This is a genomic window from Nocardia altamirensis NBRC 108246 (genome assembly GCF_001612685.1).
Lineage (GTDB): Bacteria > Actinomycetota > Actinomycetes > Mycobacteriales > Mycobacteriaceae > Nocardia > Nocardia altamirensis.
The window spans coordinates 1-15287 of sequence record NZ_BDAY01000082.1 but is presented as its reverse complement, the minus strand read 5'-3'; the positions used below and the strand labels follow the sequence as shown (position 1 = coordinate 15287).

At 66.9% G+C, this 15287-nt stretch carries 14 protein-coding genes; 5 read left to right on the top strand and 9 right to left on the bottom strand.

Going from position 1 to position 15287, the window contains the following annotated elements:
• Positions 1–7: 7 nt before the first annotated feature.
• Positions 8–1057 (bottom strand): 3-oxoacyl-ACP synthase III family protein, encoded by a 1050-nt coding sequence (locus NA11_RS34605; protein WP_069166282.1) that lies wholly within the window; start codon positions 1055–1057, stop codon positions 8–10.
• Between the two features lie 560 nt (positions 1058–1617).
• Here NA11_RS34605 and NA11_RS34600 point away from each other — a divergent pair.
• On the top strand, positions 1618–3111 hold the full coding sequence (locus tag NA11_RS34600; protein ID WP_069166281.1) for a flavin-containing monooxygenase: 1494 nt from the start codon (positions 1618–1620) through the stop codon (positions 3109–3111).
• Positions 3112–3153: 42 nt separating this feature from the next.
• On the opposite strand, the gene NA11_RS34595 is transcribed toward NA11_RS34600, so the two are convergent.
• The gene (locus NA11_RS34595) at positions 3154–3828 is read right to left on the bottom strand and encodes a TetR/AcrR family transcriptional regulator (RefSeq protein ID WP_069166280.1); all 675 of its coding nucleotides are present in this window, start codon (positions 3826–3828) and stop codon (positions 3154–3156) included.
• A 254-nt stretch (positions 3829–4082) separates the two neighbouring features.
• Here NA11_RS34595 and NA11_RS34590 point away from each other — a divergent pair, with 254 nt between their 5' ends.
• Positions 4083–5654, top strand: coding sequence for a succinic semialdehyde dehydrogenase (locus tag NA11_RS34590; RefSeq protein WP_069166279.1), 1572 nt, complete (start codon positions 4083–4085; stop codon positions 5652–5654).
• 30 nt (positions 5655–5684) lie between these two features.
• On the top strand, positions 5685–6515 hold the full coding sequence (locus NA11_RS34585; RefSeq protein WP_069166278.1) for an SDR family NAD(P)-dependent oxidoreductase: 831 nt from the start codon (positions 5685–5687) through the stop codon (positions 6513–6515).
• Between the two features lie 4 nt (positions 6516–6519).
• On the opposite strand, the gene NA11_RS34580 is transcribed toward NA11_RS34585, so the two are convergent.
• Together NA11_RS34580 and NA11_RS34575 are read right to left on the bottom strand one after the other, a co-directional pair.
• A complete protein-coding gene (locus NA11_RS34580) occupies positions 6520–7353 on the bottom strand; it encodes a putative protein N(5)-glutamine methyltransferase (protein ID WP_069166310.1) in 834 nt (277 codons plus the stop codon).
• A 120-nt stretch (positions 7354–7473) separates the two neighbouring features.
• The gene (locus tag NA11_RS34575; RefSeq protein WP_069166277.1) at positions 7474–8343 is read right to left on the bottom strand and encodes a YdcF family protein; all 870 of its coding nucleotides are present in this window, start codon (positions 8341–8343) and stop codon (positions 7474–7476) included.
• A gap of 226 nt (positions 8344–8569) precedes the next feature.
• On the opposite strand from NA11_RS34575, the gene NA11_RS34570 reads away from it, so the two are divergent.
• The gene (locus NA11_RS34570; protein WP_069166276.1) at positions 8570–9421 is read left to right on the top strand and encodes a bifunctional 5,10-methylenetetrahydrofolate dehydrogenase/5,10-methenyltetrahydrofolate cyclohydrolase; all 852 of its coding nucleotides are present in this window, start codon (positions 8570–8572) and stop codon (positions 9419–9421) included.
• Between the two features lie 126 nt (positions 9422–9547).
• Here NA11_RS34570 and NA11_RS34565 read toward each other — a convergent pair whose 3' ends face one another.
• Both NA11_RS34565 and NA11_RS34560 read right to left on the bottom strand, forming a co-directional pair.
• Positions 9548–10234 (bottom strand): DUF8176 domain-containing protein, encoded by a 687-nt coding sequence (locus tag NA11_RS34565; protein WP_069166275.1) that lies wholly within the window; start codon positions 10232–10234, stop codon positions 9548–9550.
• Positions 10235–10522: 288 nt separating this feature from the next.
• Positions 10523–10948: a MarR family winged helix-turn-helix transcriptional regulator gene (locus NA11_RS34560; RefSeq protein WP_069166309.1), complete on the bottom strand. Its 426-nt coding sequence runs from the start codon at positions 10946–10948 to the stop codon at positions 10523–10525.
• Between the two features lie 84 nt (positions 10949–11032).
• Between NA11_RS34560 and NA11_RS34555 the strand changes: the two genes are divergently transcribed.
• The gene (locus NA11_RS34555; protein WP_069166274.1) at positions 11033–12787 is read left to right on the top strand and encodes an ABC transporter ATP-binding protein; all 1755 of its coding nucleotides are present in this window, start codon (positions 11033–11035) and stop codon (positions 12785–12787) included.
• Between the two features lie 7 nt (positions 12788–12794).
• On the opposite strand, the gene NA11_RS34550 is transcribed toward NA11_RS34555, so the two are convergent.
• The 3 genes from NA11_RS34550 to NA11_RS34545 all read right to left on the bottom strand — a co-directional run bounded on the left by NA11_RS34550 (position 12795) and on the right by NA11_RS34545 (position 14809).
• The gene (locus NA11_RS34550; protein WP_245746398.1) at positions 12795–13703 is read right to left on the bottom strand and encodes an alpha/beta hydrolase; all 909 of its coding nucleotides are present in this window, start codon (positions 13701–13703) and stop codon (positions 12795–12797) included.
• Between the two features lie 53 nt (positions 13704–13756).
• On the bottom strand, positions 13757–13939 hold the full coding sequence (locus NA11_RS45165) for a hypothetical protein (RefSeq protein WP_141718013.1): 183 nt from the start codon (positions 13937–13939) through the stop codon (positions 13757–13759).
• 120 nt (positions 13940–14059) lie between these two features.
• Positions 14060–14809, bottom strand: coding sequence for a L,D-transpeptidase (locus NA11_RS34545; RefSeq protein WP_069166273.1), 750 nt, complete (start codon positions 14807–14809; stop codon positions 14060–14062).
• Positions 14810–15287 lie beyond the last annotated feature (478 nt).

Here is a 15287-nt window from a genome sequence, read left to right as displayed (position 1 = left end):
GCTGACCTCAGACCTTCAGAGACGAGATGGTGGTGGACAGGAAGCCGGTCACGATGCCGGAGGCGGCCGGAATCATCAGCAGCTTCGAGCCCGCCGGGATGTTCTGGTCGCTGAGCTGATCGTGCAGCACGATGAAATGCGAAGTGGTCGAAGTGTTTCCGTATTTCTCGATGACCCGCAGATCCGGCGGCATCGGGGTGCCGAATTCGCGTTCGCAGATGGCATTCATCCACGGGATCGCGGCGGCGCCGAACTGGTGGTGGATGACGTAGTCGAACTTCTCGTCGGCGAAGGTGCGGCCCCGCGCCTCGAGATAGTTGATCTGGCTGTTGGTGCCCAACAGGAACCGGTCTTCGTTGTGCATTTTGCGGTTGTCGGTGTACAGCGCAACACCCTGGCTCTTGTCGCTCGGCATGCCGAGACACAGGTGCGAGTACTCCGAGGCCGTCATCAGCTCGATGTAGTGGATCTTGTCGTTGTCGTCGACCGCCTGGTCGAGCACGACCGCAGCGCCCGAGTCGCCGACGGACAGCGACGCGAACTGCAGATCGTATTTCTCGGAAATCTCCGCGACGGCCGTGTCCGCGATGGGAGTAATCGCCTCACCGCTGACCACCATGCCGTTGCGCACGACACCCGATCGGATCATCCGGTCCAGAATATAAGTGCCGGTGAGCATTCCGGCGCACGCGTTGGACACGTCGAAGGTAATGGCGTTCTTCGCTCCGATAAGACGGCTTATCGACCCGGCGAAGGACGGCTCCATGTACATGCGGGTGGCGTGGTTGCTTCGGGTGATCGAGGTGGAGATGATCACGTCGAGTTCCGTTGCGTCATAGCGCGACCTGGACAGACAGTCCTGCGCGGCCTTGACGGCGATCGCGAACGAGTCTTCGTAGGACTCCGGCCTCGTGTCGTGCACCCGGCGTTCCTTCACTCCGGTAATTTTTTCGAGATCGAAAGACGGGGGTTCTTTCAGCCGAGAGAGCAACTCCTGGGTTGTGACGATATTCGAAGGCAGATAGGCGCCGATGGATTCGAATCTAGAATGCGACACGCGCGCTCCTGGAAAGCGTGGAAAGAATACGGTTCCGGATCGTCTCTGATCTTCGGTGCGTCGGACACTACCCGACGGTAACTAGGAATGCCTACGTCGCACAGACGCCCTTGTGCACCATTCCAAAAGTTGGTGTTTCGTGAGGTATCACTAACTGGTGATCGACTGGCTAAGCCTGCTCACTGAGGTGTCTGCGGCCGGAAGATTGCGGGTGCCAACACCTTTCGTGGAGTGCGCCGTGCGATATGCGCACAGTGCTTCGATGGTCGCCGTCACATTGTGGCGAATAGTTGGCTAACTTCCCGACTTGGGCGACGGCGCGGCTCGTTCTATAGCGAATGTGAGTGACTTCACTGCGAACCAAGCAATTCGATACCGCTTGGTATCTCGCGCAAGACTTCTTCTCGTCCAACAATCAACTATGTTGCGGCCGAGCGGAACCCGAATGCCGCGCACGTGCTCGGCATGACCGGCGCGGCGCGCGATGTATCGAGCTGCGGTGGAATACCGCCTCGGTCGATAGGCTGGGGCCAGCATGTCTACCAGCGAAGGAGACCGCGATGACCACCGCCGCCGAGCACATCGATGTGCTCATCGTCGGGGCCGGCTTGTCCGGCATCGGCGCCGCCTATCACGTGCAGCGGGCGTTCCCCGGGCGGACCTACGCGATCCTGGAGGGCCGCGAGTCGCTCGGCGGGACCTGGGATCTGTTCCGCTACCCCGGAATTCGCTCGGATTCGGACATGTACACCCTCGGCTACCGGTTCAAGCCGTGGCTGGGTGACAAGGCGATCGCCGACGGCGCGTCCATCCTCGACTACGTGCGCGACACCGCCACCGAGAGCGGCATCGACCGGCATATCCGCTTCCAGCACCGGGTGGTTCGGGCCGAATGGTCCTCGGCGCAGAACCGCTGGACCGTGCACGCCGAACGCACCGACACCGGCGCGGCCGTCACCTTCAGCGCCGGATTCCTGCTGTCCTGCTGCGGCTACTACCGCTACGACGAGCCGTACACCCCGGACTTTCCCGGCGTCGACCGGTTCACCGGACCCGTTGTGCACCCGCAGTTCTGGCCAGCGGACCTGGATTACGCGAACAAGAAGGTGCTGCTCATCGGCAGCGGCGCCACCGCCGTCACACTCGGCCCGGCGCTCACCACGCAGGGCGCACACGTGACCATGCTGCAGCGCAGCCCGAGCTACATCATCTCCGCACCCGAGCGTGACGGCCTTGCGCTGCGGGTGCGCCGTTTCCTGTCGCCGCGCGCCGCCTACGCGGTCGCGCGCGCCAAGAACGTGGCGCTGGCCACGGTGATGTATCAACTCAGCCAACGGTATCCGGAGAACATGCGCAAGCGGATCCGCGGTTGGCAGGAACGCTGGCTGCCGCCGGGATACGACATCGACACGCACTTCACGCCGAGCTACAACCCGTGGGATCAGCGACTGTGCCTGGCGCCCAACGGCGACTTCTTCCGCGCCATCCGCAAGGGCAGGCTGGACGTGGTGACCGACCAGGTCGAGACGTTCGCCGAGACCGGCGTACAACTCGCCTCCGGCGCCACCCTCGACGCCGACATCATTATCACCGCAACGGGTTTGAACCTGCTCGCATTCGGCGGCATCGAGCTGGAGGTGGACGGGCGGCCGGTGACCTTGGCGGAGCACATGGCCTACAAGGCGATGATGCTGTCCGACGTGCCGAACTTCGTCTACGTCATCGGGTACACCAACGCCTCGTGGACGTTGAAGGCAGATCTGGTGTCGGAGTATCTGGTTCGGCTGCTGCGGCACATGGATACGCACGGCTATGCGCGGTGCCTGCCGGTCCGTGATCCGTCGGTCGGCGCCGAATCGTTGTTCCTGAACTTCACGCCGGGGTATGTGCTGCGGGCCGCGAATCAGTTCCCGATCCAGGGCGATCGCGCGCCGTGGCGGCTGCGGATGAACTATCTGCGTGATCTGGTGGCGTTGCGGCACCGGCCGATCGCCGACGACGCATTGAGTTTCGCGCGGGCCGGGCAGACCGAGCCGGTGGGCGCCAGGGACTGACCCGCATGCCGTTCGGGCGCCTCGCACCGGTGGTGAAGCGTGTCAGGGCGCGGGCGGGAAGAGGTCGGGCAGATCCAGCGCGTACTCGACGTCGGCGCGGGTGCCGAGGGTGGTCAGCAGCACCCGGATCATCGTAAGCCGGGCCGCGGCAACGGTTTCCGCATCGGGTTCGGCCCCGGGCGCGGTGCCCGCCGACACGCGGTAGACGACGTACTCGCAGACGTGCAGTGCCGCATCGAGATCGAGCGCGCTCGGCACGCGACGGCCGAGCTCGGTGAACGTCTCGCGGACCAGCGCGCGAATATCGTCGAAGGCGCGTTCCCGGTAGGCCGACACCGGCGAGGCCGGATCGTGCAGTTCGGCGAAGAGCGGGCGCAGCATGGCGCCGTGGCCGTCGGCCCAGCCGAGATAGGCGTCGATCAGCCGGATGCCGAGTTCGACCGGCGCGTCCGTCCCGGTCAGCGCGGTTCGGATGCCGCCGACCAGGCCGTGGTTGGAGGCGTCGAGCAGGACGTGCAGCGGCTCGAGCGCATTGCCGAAGTAGCGATAGAAGGTCGGCCGCGCCAGGCCTGCCTGTTCGATGATCTGCGCGACGCTCATGCCGCGAGAACCGTTGCGGGTGAACACCTCCGCGGTCGCGAGCACGATCCGCGCCCTGACCTCGTCGGCCTGTTCCTGGGTCTGCGGCGGTCGGCCCCGCCGCGCAACCTCACTCATGACTGCGCCTCGCTAGCGCTCGGCTCCGTCACGAGCGAGAGCTCGGCTGTGCCCATTGCTCGCTCACTCACGACGCCCCCTGCAAGACCTGGTGTTGCCTCACAGAGCGCAGCCCGTCATGGCTGTGTTCCATGACGAAGAGCTTGACACGCGCCGCGACACGAGCATTAATCTAACACTATTGTTCAGTTAATGACTGCTGCCCGGCGGCCGTCCCTGCTGTGCGACCGACCGTCCTATCGAGAGGGCCGACCATGACGACCGCCTCCCCGCTCACCGCTGCCGACGCACTGCCGACCTCGCTGGTGCAGCCGCTGCTCGCGCGTGCCGTCGCGGGCGGGGCGCCCTCGGTCGAGGTGCTCGCGCCTGCCACCGGCCGCAAGATCGCCGACCTGCCACAGTCGAGCACCGCCGATATCGAGACGGCCTTCGCGACGGCCCGTGCGGCACAGCAGGATTGGGCGCGGCGACCGATCCGCGAGCGTGCCGCGGTACTGCGCCGGTTCCACGACATCGTGCTCGCCGAGCAGGACACCGTCCTCGACATCGTGCAGACCGAGACCGGCAAGTCCAGGGCGCACGCCTTCGACGAGGTCGGCGACGTCGCGGTCAACGCCAGGTATTACGCGCAGGTGGCCGCGAAACTGCTCGCCACCCGCAAGCCGCGCGGCGTGCTTCCGGTGTTGACCCAGGTCGACGTGCGGCACCGGCCGAAGGGCGTCGTCGCGGTGATCTCGCCGTGGAACTATCCGCTCGCGCTCGCCGCCTCCGACGCGCTGCCCGCCCTGGTCGCAGGCAACGCGGTGGTGGCGCGGCCGGACAACCAGACCGCGCTCACCGCGCTGTGGGCGATCGACGCCGCCGAGCGCGCCGGGTTGCCGCGCGGGCTGTGGCAGGCGGTGCTCGGCCGTGGCTCGGTGATCGGCAGTGAGGTGATCGGGCGCGCGGACTACGTCGACTACACCGGGTCGAGCGCCACCGGACGCACCATTGCCCAGCAGGCGGGGGAGCGGCTCATCGGCTACTCGCTCGAGCTCGGCGGCAAGAACCCGCTCGTGGTGCTCGCCGACGCCGACGTGTCGCGGGCCGCCAAGATCGCCATCCGCGCCTGCTTCGCCTCGGCCGGGCAGCTGTGCGAAGCGATGGAGCGAATCTATGTGCACGACAAGGTGTATGACCAGTTCGTCGCCGAATTCGTCACGCACGTCGAAGGAATCTCGCTCGGCGGCGGGCTGACCTACGACAACGACATGGGCTCGCTGACCTTCCCGCGCCAATTGGCCACGGTCCGAGCGCATGTCGAGGACGCGGTGGCCAAGGGCGCCACGGTGCTCGCGGGCGGTCGCGCCCGCCCCGACCTCGGGCCCTACTTCTACGAGCCGACGGTGCTGAGCGGGGTGCGGCCGGGAATGACGGTGTACCGCGAGGAGACCTTCGGCCCGGTCGTCTCGATCTACCGGGTCGGCAGCGACGACGAGGCGGTCGAACAGGCCAACGACACCGCCTACGGCCTCAACGCCAGCGTCTGGACGAAAGACATCGACCACGGCCGCGCGGTCGCGGCGCGGATCAACGCCGGGTCGGTGAACGTCAACGAGGGCTTCATCGCCGCATGGGGTAGCGCCGACGCGCCGTCCGGCGGCCTCGGCATTTCGGGGACCGGGCGCAGGCACGGCCCCGAAGGCCTGCTGAAATACATCGACACCCAGACGATCGCGGTGCAGCGGATGCTGCCGATCGCGCCGCTGCCCGGCATGTCCGAGCAGCTGTGGGCCAAGACCATGACCTTGTACTTCGGTCTCATGAAAACACTGCGCCAGAAATAACTTTCGCGGACTCGACAGGATGGGGAACGGATGAAACTCGACACGGTTGCGGGCAAGAAGGTGCTGGTGACGGGCGCCGCCATGGGGCTGGGCAAGCTCTTCGCCGAGCGCGCGGTGCGCGAGGGCGCGGCCGCGGTGGTGCTGTGGGACATCAATGAGATCGCGCTGAAGGACACCGCCGCGGAGCTGACCGCGGCGGGCGGCACCATCCACCACTTCGTGGTCGATGTGTCGGTGCCCGAGACCATTGCCGAGGCCGCCGCGTCGGTGCGCGCCGAGGTCGGCGACATCGACATCCTGGTCAACAACGCGGGCATCGTCCGGGGCAACAGCTACTTCTGGGAGACCGAGAACCAGGCCGACATCGAGAAGACGATGGCGATCAACGCCCACGCCCCGATGTACGTCACGCTCGAATTCCTGCCCGCGATGGTCGCCGGTGCGACCGAGGCGCGGGTGCTGACGATCGCCTCCTCGGCAGGCCTTGTCGCGAATCCGCGGATGAGCGTCTACGCGGCCTCCAAGTGGGCGGCGCTCGGCTGGTCCGACTCGGTGCGCATCGAACTGGAGCAGGCAGGCCACGAGCACGTCAGGGTGACCACCGTCTGCCCGACCTACATCAACACCGGAATGTTCGACGGCGCAAAGGGTTTCCTGTTCACGCCGATTCTCGAGCAGGACGAGGTGGTCGACACCTCGTGGCGCGAGATGAAGAACGGCACCCCGCTGGTGATCCTGCCGTGGACCTCCCGCCTCAACAAGGCGCTGTCCGGCATCCTGCCGATCAAGCTGCGCGACATGTTCCTCAACGGTGTCGGTGTGTACCGCTCGATGGAAGAGTTCACCGGCCGCTCGAAGTAGCGGCTCAGCCTGCGGATCTGGTCCCGATGACGACCGTCGCGTAGTGCTCGTCGGATTCGGCGAGCCTGGCGCGCAGGCCGTGTGCGCGCAGTTCCGCGAGCGCCTGCTCGGCTTGGTGTTCGCTGGCTTCGACGAGCAGGTGGCCGCCGGGCGCGAGCCAGGAGCTGGCGCCGGTGACGACACGGCGGAAGACGTCGAGGCCGTCGGGACCGCCGTCGAGGGCGCTGTGCGGCTCGTGGTCACGGGCTTCCGGCGGCAGGTGCGCGATCATCGCGGACGGGACGTACGGGGTGTTCGCGAGCAGGATGTCGATGCAGCCGCGTAGTTCCTCGGGGAGCGGGTCGAACAGGTCGCCCTCGTAGACCGGTGCGCCGAGCGTGGTCAGGTTGCGGCGAGCGCAGTCGACGGCGGCGGGATCGATATCGGCGGCGGCCAGGGTGACCGGCCGGTCTTCGGCGGCCAGGACGGTCGCCAGCGCCAGGCCCAATGCTCCACTGCCGCAACACATGTCGACCACGACCGAGTGCCGGGTGTTGGCACGGGCCAGTGCGGCGGCCTCGTCGACGAGGAAGACGGTGCGTTGGCGGGGAACGAAAACGCCCGGCGCGACCGTCACCCGGATGCCGTGGAACTCGGCCCAGCCGAGCAGGTATTCGAGGGGCGTCCCTGCGACCCGTTGCGTTACCAGGGCTTCGAGGTCGGCGCCGTGTTCCGCGGCCGCGGCGTTCAGCAGGCGAGCCTCGTCCTCGGCGAACACACAGCCCGCCGCGCGTAAGGTCGCGACGACATCCGCCGGCACCACCGGCTGCCGTCCCCCCGTATCGATATTTCCTGCCATCACCCGCACATCCTGCCGTGGCCTGCCCCGCGCGGGCCACCGGTTTTCGGGTGAGGTCCGGCACCAACCGCTGCCCGGAATCCGCAGGCTCGGCGAGCGCGCGGATTCCGGGCGAGCACGTCAGCGCGCGGTGGCCAACTCGAAGGTGCGGGTGGCATCCAGATAGATGCCGCGCTGCGATTGCCGCGAAGGCGGCGGCAGCTGGGAGACCAGCTGTTCCAGCGACGTCGTCGCGCCGACCACCTGGGTGCCCGCCACGATGAAGTCGGCGACGGCGCGCCGGATGTGATTGGGCGAGGTGACGACCACCGCGCTCGTCGCGCCGATATCGCGCAGCATCCTGGTGCTGAACAGGGCGTTCTGCACCGTCGATCCGGCCCGGTTCTCCACGTGGATCCTGGCGGCAGGCACGCCGTGGCCGATCAGCCAGCCCGCCATGGCGTCCGCCTCGGCGATGCCGTTCTGCGGATTGCCGCCGGAAACCACGATCGGCGACAGCGGCGCGGCGATGGACTGCAGCCAGGCCGCGGTGAGCCGGTTCACCAGCTCGGGACGCAGCGCGCCGTCGGGCAGCAGGCCGTAGCCGCACACGACGATGCCGGTCTGCGGGCCGATGAGGGCCGGAAACGGATTCGGCAGCGTGCCGACGGCCAAGTTGATGGCATTGAGCACGTTCGTTGTGCCCGCCGCCATCGGGGGATCGATCGCGTTGAGCCGCGCCATCGCGTCGCCGAGTGCGGGCAGGTCGCCCGCGTAATGCGACCAGATCGCCTGCAGTGAGAGGGCGTCGGCGTCGGTGGGATCGGCGCCGATCAGGTTGCGCAGGTCGGCGCGGCCTGCGGCGTCATTGCCGTCGGTGAAGTTGCGCTGGGCGGAGTTGTAGAGGGCATCGGTGTCCCCGGCATGGGCGGGAACGCCGGCTAGACCGGTCAGGGTGATGGCCGCGAACAGCGTCGCGGCTAGATGTTTCCAGTGCCTCGAGATCTTCACTACAGTCGACACCTTTCCGCGAAATGCTGTGTTGGGCATACAACGGGTTGGGCACGTGCTGGCAGTTAGCCGTGGGCAAGCAGGTTCACGATACGGCGGGGTGATCTCGAAATCACGTATTAGCCGAACGGATTCTGCGGCCGGTTTTCCGGTAGTGGGACAAACCGGGCGCGGCGATCAGGGCGCGTCGTGGCGGTCGGGCGCGTCCCCGATAAGGTGTGACAACGTGGATACCGTTTCGCTGACCGGCAAGGAACTCGCCGCCGCCCTCAACGCCGACACCAAGCAGCGCGCCGCCGCGCGCACCGAGGCGGGTGCCGCGCCACGGCTCGCCCTGATCGTCGCGAACGACGACCCGGCCAGCGCCTGGTACGTGAATTCGTTGCGCAAGGCCGCCGAGCGTCTCGGAATCGCCTGCGACACGGTCGATCTCGGTGCCGACGCGTCGGTGCAGACGATCCGCGCCGAGCTCGCGGCGCGCAGCGCCGACCCGGCGACCGACGGCATCATGCTGCAGACGCCGCTGCCCGCTGGCATCACCCTCGAGGATGTCAGCTCCGCGATCGCGGCGACCAAGGACGTCGACGGTGTCAGCCCGCTGTCGCTCGGCCTGCTCGCCTCCGGCCTCGACGGGTTCGTCGCCGCCACCTCCGAGGCGGTGGTCGAACTGTTGAAGCACCACGAGATCCCGCTGTCCGGTCGGCATGTCGCGGTGGTCGGCCGTTCGAATGTCGTCGGCAAGCCGCTCGCCCAGCTGCTGCTCGCCGAAAATGCCACGGTCACCATCTGTCATTCGCGGACCACCGACCTGCCTGGAGTCACCTCGGCCGCCGACATCGTCGTCGCGGCGGCGGGCCGAATCGGTTTGGTCACCGGCAAACACGTGCGCGAGGGTGCGGTCGTCGTCGACGTCGGCACCAACGAAGCCGCGGACGGCAGCATCGTCGGCGATGTCGACGCCGACTCGGTGCGCGGGAAGGCCGCGGCATTGAGCCCCGTACCCGGCGGCATCGGCCCGGTCACCACCGCGCTGCTCATGCGCCACGTCGTCGTCGCCGCGGAGAACGCCAACAGCTGAGCCCCGCGGGCGCCGTCGCCCGATTCTTCCGATCACGGCCGGCCCGGGCCAGTGCGTTAGCGAATCCCGGTCCGGCCGTTGTTGTTTCGTGCCTTCCGGAACCGTGGCGAACTAGGTGGGCTGTTCCTACTGTCCTGGACCGATGGCGCTGATGAGGGTGCGTCCACCGTCCTCGGCGGTGGTGACCAGCTGCGGGTTGTAGGTGATCGGCTGCTTGCCCGGGCGGTTCTCGGTGACGACGACCACGTACTGGCCTGCGAACGCGCCAGGGGTGATGGCGACGCAGTAGGTGGTGCCCGCCGGAATGGAGTCGATGCCCTGCTGGATGGCGTCGGCCGACTCGACCGCGGCATTGGGAGTGGTTGCGGCACGGGCTTCTTCGCCGGAGCGGGCCACGTAGTACGCGTGCTGGAAGGCGAAGATCGCGGCGGGGCCGGAGTCGAAACCGCCTGGGTCGTTGCCCTTGATCCGGTTGCCGACCCGCTCGGCGGTGCACTGCCCGCTGGGCGAGGTGGCCGGCGCGCCGATCCGGGGTGGAGTGGTTGCCGACGAGGGCGGCTCCGAGTCGCCGAGGAGGACGAACGCGGCTCCGGCACCGGCGGCGACTACGACAACGCCGAGCACCGGTATCAGCCACTTGCGGGTCGATCGTCGCCCCCGCGATCGATCGATCAGGCCGCTGAACTGGTCTTCGAAATACTCCGGCGCCGGCTCGGGTTCCCGGGCGGGTGGCCCGTCGACCCAGTCTGAGTAGGCGCCCTGGTATCGGTCATCGGGTGCGTGGGGTTGTTCTTGCGCACCGCGTCTCGTCATCTGTAGCCCCCGCCCGTAGTCGTTTGCAGGTCGTCGTGCACTCATCTCCGGTCGATCCATCGCCCCACCTTCATCAGGTCATATCGCCAGGCTATCCGCACCGATCTCGAAATGCAGCATGCGCGGACGCGGCGGTACTGCCGACTTCCACCGTCGCCCCGGGCGAGGATACTGCCCGGTTGCTGACGGCAGGTACACGCCCGGCGAGTACCGGCGCGTAGGGAGCGGCTCGGTGTGATTCGGGAGCGTGACGATCGTCGAGATCGAGGGTCGATCGGTCGGATTGCGTTATGGGGTAGCGGAATCCAGCTTTGCCAACAGGTCACGCAGCATGTCGCGCTGGTCGGGGGAGAGGGTGGCGAAGAGCTCCTCGGCGGCGGCGCGGCGGGCTGCCGCCATTCTGGCGAGGGCGGCGCGGCCGGATTCGGTCGGCGCGACCAGAGTGACACGGCGGTTGGTCGGATCGGGCGCGCGGGTCACCAAGTCGGCGGCGGCCAAGGCGTCGACGACCGTGGTCGCCGAGCGCGGCACGATGCCGAGGTGTTCGGCCAGCGCGGTCATGCGCAGCGGTTCCTCTTGATGGGCGATGATGCGCAGGGCGCGCGCCTGTGCCGGAGTCAGGCCGAGGGGTGCGAGCCGCGCGACCTGGTTGCGCCGGATGCGTTTGGCGGCGCGCAGGAAGAGTTCGGGCAGGTCGGTCTCGGCGGACTCCATGATTCTGAGCATAACTCATTGTTTTGGGAACAATTATGAGTCATGCTCAGTTTCATGACGTAGTTTCCTTGGAAGGAGGCGCCTATGCAGCCCCCACATCACCTGCGCCGGATCGTCCGGCTGTTCCGGCCCTATCGGGCCAGGCTGGCCCTCGTGGCCGCACTCGTATTCCTGTCCTCGATCGTCGCGCTCGCCTCGCCGTTCCTGTTGCGCGCGGTGCTCGACGACGCGCTCCCGCACGGGCGCACCGGACTGCTCGCCATGCTCGCCGCGGGCATGGTCACCGTCGCCGTGCTGACCAGCGTCTTCGGCGTGCTCCAGACCTATATCTCGACCACCGTCGGCCAGGACGTCATGCACGACCTGCGGTCCGCGGTCTACACCCAGCTGCAGCGAATGCCGTTGTCGTTCTTCACCAAGACGCGCACCGGCGAGGTGCAGTCGCGCATCGCGAACGATATCGGCGGCATGCAGTCGACCGTCACGTCGACGGCGACGTCGCTGGTCTCCAACTTCACCACCGTCTTCGCGGCGGTGGTCGCGATGATCGTGCTGGACTGGCGGCTCACCATCGTCTCGCTGATCATGCTGCCGTTCTTCGTCTGGATCAGCCGCCGGGTCGGCGACGAACGCCGCAAGATCACCGCGCAGCGCCAGCAGAAGCTGGCAGGCATGTCGGCGATCGTGGAGGAGTCGCTCTCGGTGAGCGGCATTCTGCTCGGCCGCACGATGGGGCGCTCGCCCGCGCTGGTCGACAGTTTCGCGCGGGAGTCGCGCGGGCTGGTCGATCTGGAGATTCGCGCGAGCATGGCGGGGCGGTGGCGGCAGTCGACGATTCAGATCGTCATGTCGGCGATGCCCGCGGTCATCTACTTCGCGGCGGGGCTCACCGTGACGGCCGGGCAGCCGCTGGTGTCGATCGGGACACTGGTCGCGTTCACCACCTTGCAGACGACACTGCTGCGGCCGATGGTGCAGTTGCTGTCCACCGGAGTGGAGATGCAGGCCTCGATGGCGTTGTTCGGCAGGATCTTCGAGTATCTGGATCTGCGGCCCGATATCGAGGAACCGTCTCGGCCGGTGGCGCTGGCCGATGTCGCGGGTGAGGTGCGGTTCGACCACGTCGGGTTCTCCTACGGGTCGGGTAATCGGGATGTGTTGAGCGACATCGACATCACTGTGCCCGCCGGGTCGAGCTTGGCGATTGTCGGCGAAACCGGTTCCGGTAAGACCACTCTCGGTTACTTGGTGGCGCGGCTGTACGACGTGAGCTCAGGTGCGCTCACCATCGACGGAATCGACGTGCGGGACGTATCTTTCGCGGACCTCGCCAGCGCTGTCGGTGTGGTGTCGCAGGAGACATATCTGTTCCATGCCACCGTTGCCGAGAACCTGCGTTTCGCGAAACCCGATGCGACAGAACAGGAACTGCACGACGCAGCGCGTGCCGCGCAAATTCACGAGCACATCATGAGCCTGCCCGACGGATACGACACCCTGGTCGGGGAGCGTGGGTATCGCTTCTCCGGCGGCGAGAAGCAGCGGCTGGCCGTTGCCAGGGTCGTGCTGCGCAACCCGCCGATCCTGGTGCTCGACGAGGCGACCAGTGCGCTGGACACGCACACCGAGCAGGAGGTGCAGGACGCGATCGACGCGCTGTCGGTCAATCGCACCACGATCACCATCGCGCACCGGTTGTCCACGATTCGGGACGCGGATCAGATCGTCGTGCTCGAGCGCGGACACGTCGTGGAACGCGGATCACATGACGAGCTCATGAAAAGAGACGGCCGCTACGCCGCGCTTGTCACCCGCGACGATGCGCTGCTTGCGGCGTGAGAACAGGTCAGAACGGTCGCAGGTGCTGGACGAGGAAGGCGGCCTCGTCGCCGACGACCTCATCGAAGTGCGGGGGAACATAGATGTCGAAGTGGCCTGCTGGGTATTCGTGCACCTCGACATTGGTTCCGGCCTGAGCCGCATAGCGCAGGGTGCGGCGCGGCGGAGCCACCGAGTCCTCGAGGCAGACGCCGAGGAACACCGGGACGCCGATCTTCCGCAGACTCCGGCCCGGACGATAGAGCGGCAGGGTCAGCCCGATCCGGGCGGCGACCTCGTTCACATGGGTGAACTGCTGCGGCACCAGCCCGTTGTAGCCGGGTGCCGCGTCCGGCGCGTTCATCAGCGCGACCTGGCCAGGGGCGCCGGTCAGTGGGACGGTGACCGGTGGCCTGCGCAGCATCGAAGCGGCGACATCCAAGATCGCGCGCACCGCGATGCCGAGCAAGGGCCGGAAGCCGACCGTTGGGGCGGACGCGGGGCCGTCGGTGAACGGGCACTGCGAAACGACCGCGGCGACGCGGCGGTCGTTGGCCGCAACGCGCAACACGTGGCCACCGCTGAAAGACGTTCCGAACAAGGCGATTCGAGTCGGATCGATGCCGTCGAGTGAGGTCGCGTAGTCGATCGCGGCCGACCAGTCGTCGAGCTGACGGCCGATGCTCAACAGTTGGCGAGGCGCGCCGTCGCTCGCACCGAAATGCCGGTAGTCGAAGACCAGGGCGGCGAATCCGGCCGCGGCGAAGCGTTCCGCGAACGCGTCTAGTCGCATCTCTTTGACCGCGCCGAGCCCGTGCGCCAAGATCACGACAGGGGCGGCGGCTCCGGTTGCCGACGGCCTATACAGCCAGCCACGCACCGTGGTGCCCGCCGACTGGAACTCGATGTCGGCGCGCGTTGGTGTGGTGGTCATCATCCCATCAACTCCCGGATCCGATCAGAGCGACTTATGTCCCAATCAGGTGATCATTACATGAACGGCAGCCGTGCGTGCCCCGGGTGTAGGCGGGCTACACACTCCAGGACCGCGGTGCGCTGCGCGTTGTCAAGGGCAGGCCAGATCCGTTCCAGGTCGGCCCGGTCCTTCGGCCTGGCCGGTTCGGCAACGACTTCTGCTGTGTCGCAGGGAGTTCGGACCGGGAACTGCGGCATTCGTGATCCCCTCGTGCACGTCTGTGCGTGTCACGCTAGTGGATGCGCTCGGCTCGTGTCATTCGGTGGTGTGGAGGACAGGGCGAGTGGTGGGTGCAGTCCGGTACCCACCACCGCTGCTCACCAGTGCAGGCTGACCGGGTCGCCGACGTTGATGTTGTAGTAGACCCAGGCGGCGTCGTCCGGGGCGAGGTTGAGGCAGCCGTGGCTGACGTTCGAGTTGCCCTGCTGTTCCACCGACCACGGGGCCGAATGGATGTAAACGCCTCCCCAAGTGAGGCGTTCGGCGAACTCGCCGTTGATCACGTAGCCCTCGGGGGAGCTCAGCGGGATGCCGATGGTCCGCGAGTCGAACACGACCCTGCGGGCCTTCTCCAGCACCGGGAAGGTGCCGGACGGGGTTTCCCAGCCTGGCTTGCCGTACGAGGCGGGCATCGTCCGTGATTCACCACCGACGGTCAGCGTGAAGGTGTGCGCCGACATGTCGCCGTCACCGAAAACGCCTGCATTGGTGTTGAATTCGGTGCGAACCTGGCCGATGCCGACGGAGATCCGCGCATTGGCGGGCAGGAAGCCGGTCGGCGTCCACACCGCCTCCCGGTCATTCGTCCACGCGAACGTCCCCGGCAACGGTTGCCCTGCTCGAATGTCGACGGACCGCTCGGCTGCCGTGCGATCCGTGACCGCGGCGGCGAACGTGATGGTCACCGGATGGGCAACGCCGACAAGCGCACCCGATGACGGTCCGATGGATTCCACTGAATTGGCCGGCGGCGCCCCGATCATGGTCGCGGTCGCCGCTCCCGATCCGAACGCGGCCAACGCCCCGATCAAGATCACAAAGAAGAGAAACTGTATTGAGCGCCTCATGGCTCCACCCCTTCGAGATGGTGTGGGTAGGCAGAATTTCAGTCTAGGCCGTCATGATCAACTCGGTCTACGGGTCGACCAAGGCCGTGCTGTAGTCGTAACCGACCACCATGCCCCTCCCTATGGTGCCTACCCGCCCCCACCCCGCCCAAACCCCCAACCAGCCCTTTCCCCTGAACTCCAGACGCCGTCAGCGCACCGAACCGTGACTTCCCACGCGCCGTGGGACTTCGCACGCGTGTCGACAGAGTGGACACGCGTGCGAGGTGCTCAACAGGCGTGCGAGGAATCCCAACGCGACGGCAAAGCCCGAATCAACGGCGAAGCCCGAGCCGACGGCGAAGCCCGAGCCGACGGCGAAGCCCGAGTTGACGGCAACCCCGAATCGACGGGAGAGAAATGGTTGTTGACCCATCGACGGGAGAGAAATGGTTGCTCACCGCCGTTGAGCGGAGTCATATGGTTGCAACACACCGCA

What these genes read in the sequence shown, in the direction of transcription:
- NA11_RS34600 (WP_069166281.1), top strand. Translation starts at nt 1,618, where the DNA reads ATGACCACCGCCGCCGAGCACATCGATGTGCTCATCGTCGGGGCCGGC.
- NA11_RS34595 (WP_069166280.1), bottom strand. Translation starts at nt 3,828, where the DNA reads ATGAGTGAGGTTGCGCGGCGGGGCCGACCGCCGCAGACCCAGGAACAG.
- NA11_RS34590 (WP_069166279.1), top strand. Translation starts at nt 4,083, where the DNA reads ATGACGACCGCCTCCCCGCTCACCGCTGCCGACGCACTGCCGACCTCG.
- NA11_RS34585 (WP_069166278.1), top strand. Translation starts at nt 5,685, where the DNA reads ATGAAACTCGACACGGTTGCGGGCAAGAAGGTGCTGGTGACGGGCGCC.
- NA11_RS34580 (WP_069166310.1), bottom strand. Translation starts at nt 7,353, where the DNA reads ATGGCAGGAAATATCGATACGGGGGGACGGCAGCCGGTGGTGCCGGCG.
- NA11_RS34565 (WP_069166275.1), bottom strand. Translation starts at nt 10,234, where the DNA reads ATGACGAGACGCGGTGCGCAAGAACAACCCCACGCACCCGATGACCGA.
- NA11_RS34560 (WP_069166309.1), bottom strand. Translation starts at nt 10,948, where the DNA reads ATGGAGTCCGCCGAGACCGACCTGCCCGAACTCTTCCTGCGCGCCGCC.
- NA11_RS34555 (WP_069166274.1), top strand. Translation starts at nt 11,033, where the DNA reads ATGCAGCCCCCACATCACCTGCGCCGGATCGTCCGGCTGTTCCGGCCC.
- NA11_RS34550 (WP_245746398.1), bottom strand. Translation starts at nt 13,703, where the DNA reads ATGATGACCACCACACCAACGCGCGCCGACATCGAGTTCCAGTCGGCG.
- NA11_RS45165 (WP_141718013.1), bottom strand. Translation starts at nt 13,939, where the DNA reads ATGCCGCAGTTCCCGGTCCGAACTCCCTGCGACACAGCAGAAGTCGTT.
- NA11_RS34545 (WP_069166273.1), bottom strand. Translation starts at nt 14,809, where the DNA reads ATGAGGCGCTCAATACAGTTTCTCTTCTTTGTGATCTTGATCGGGGCG.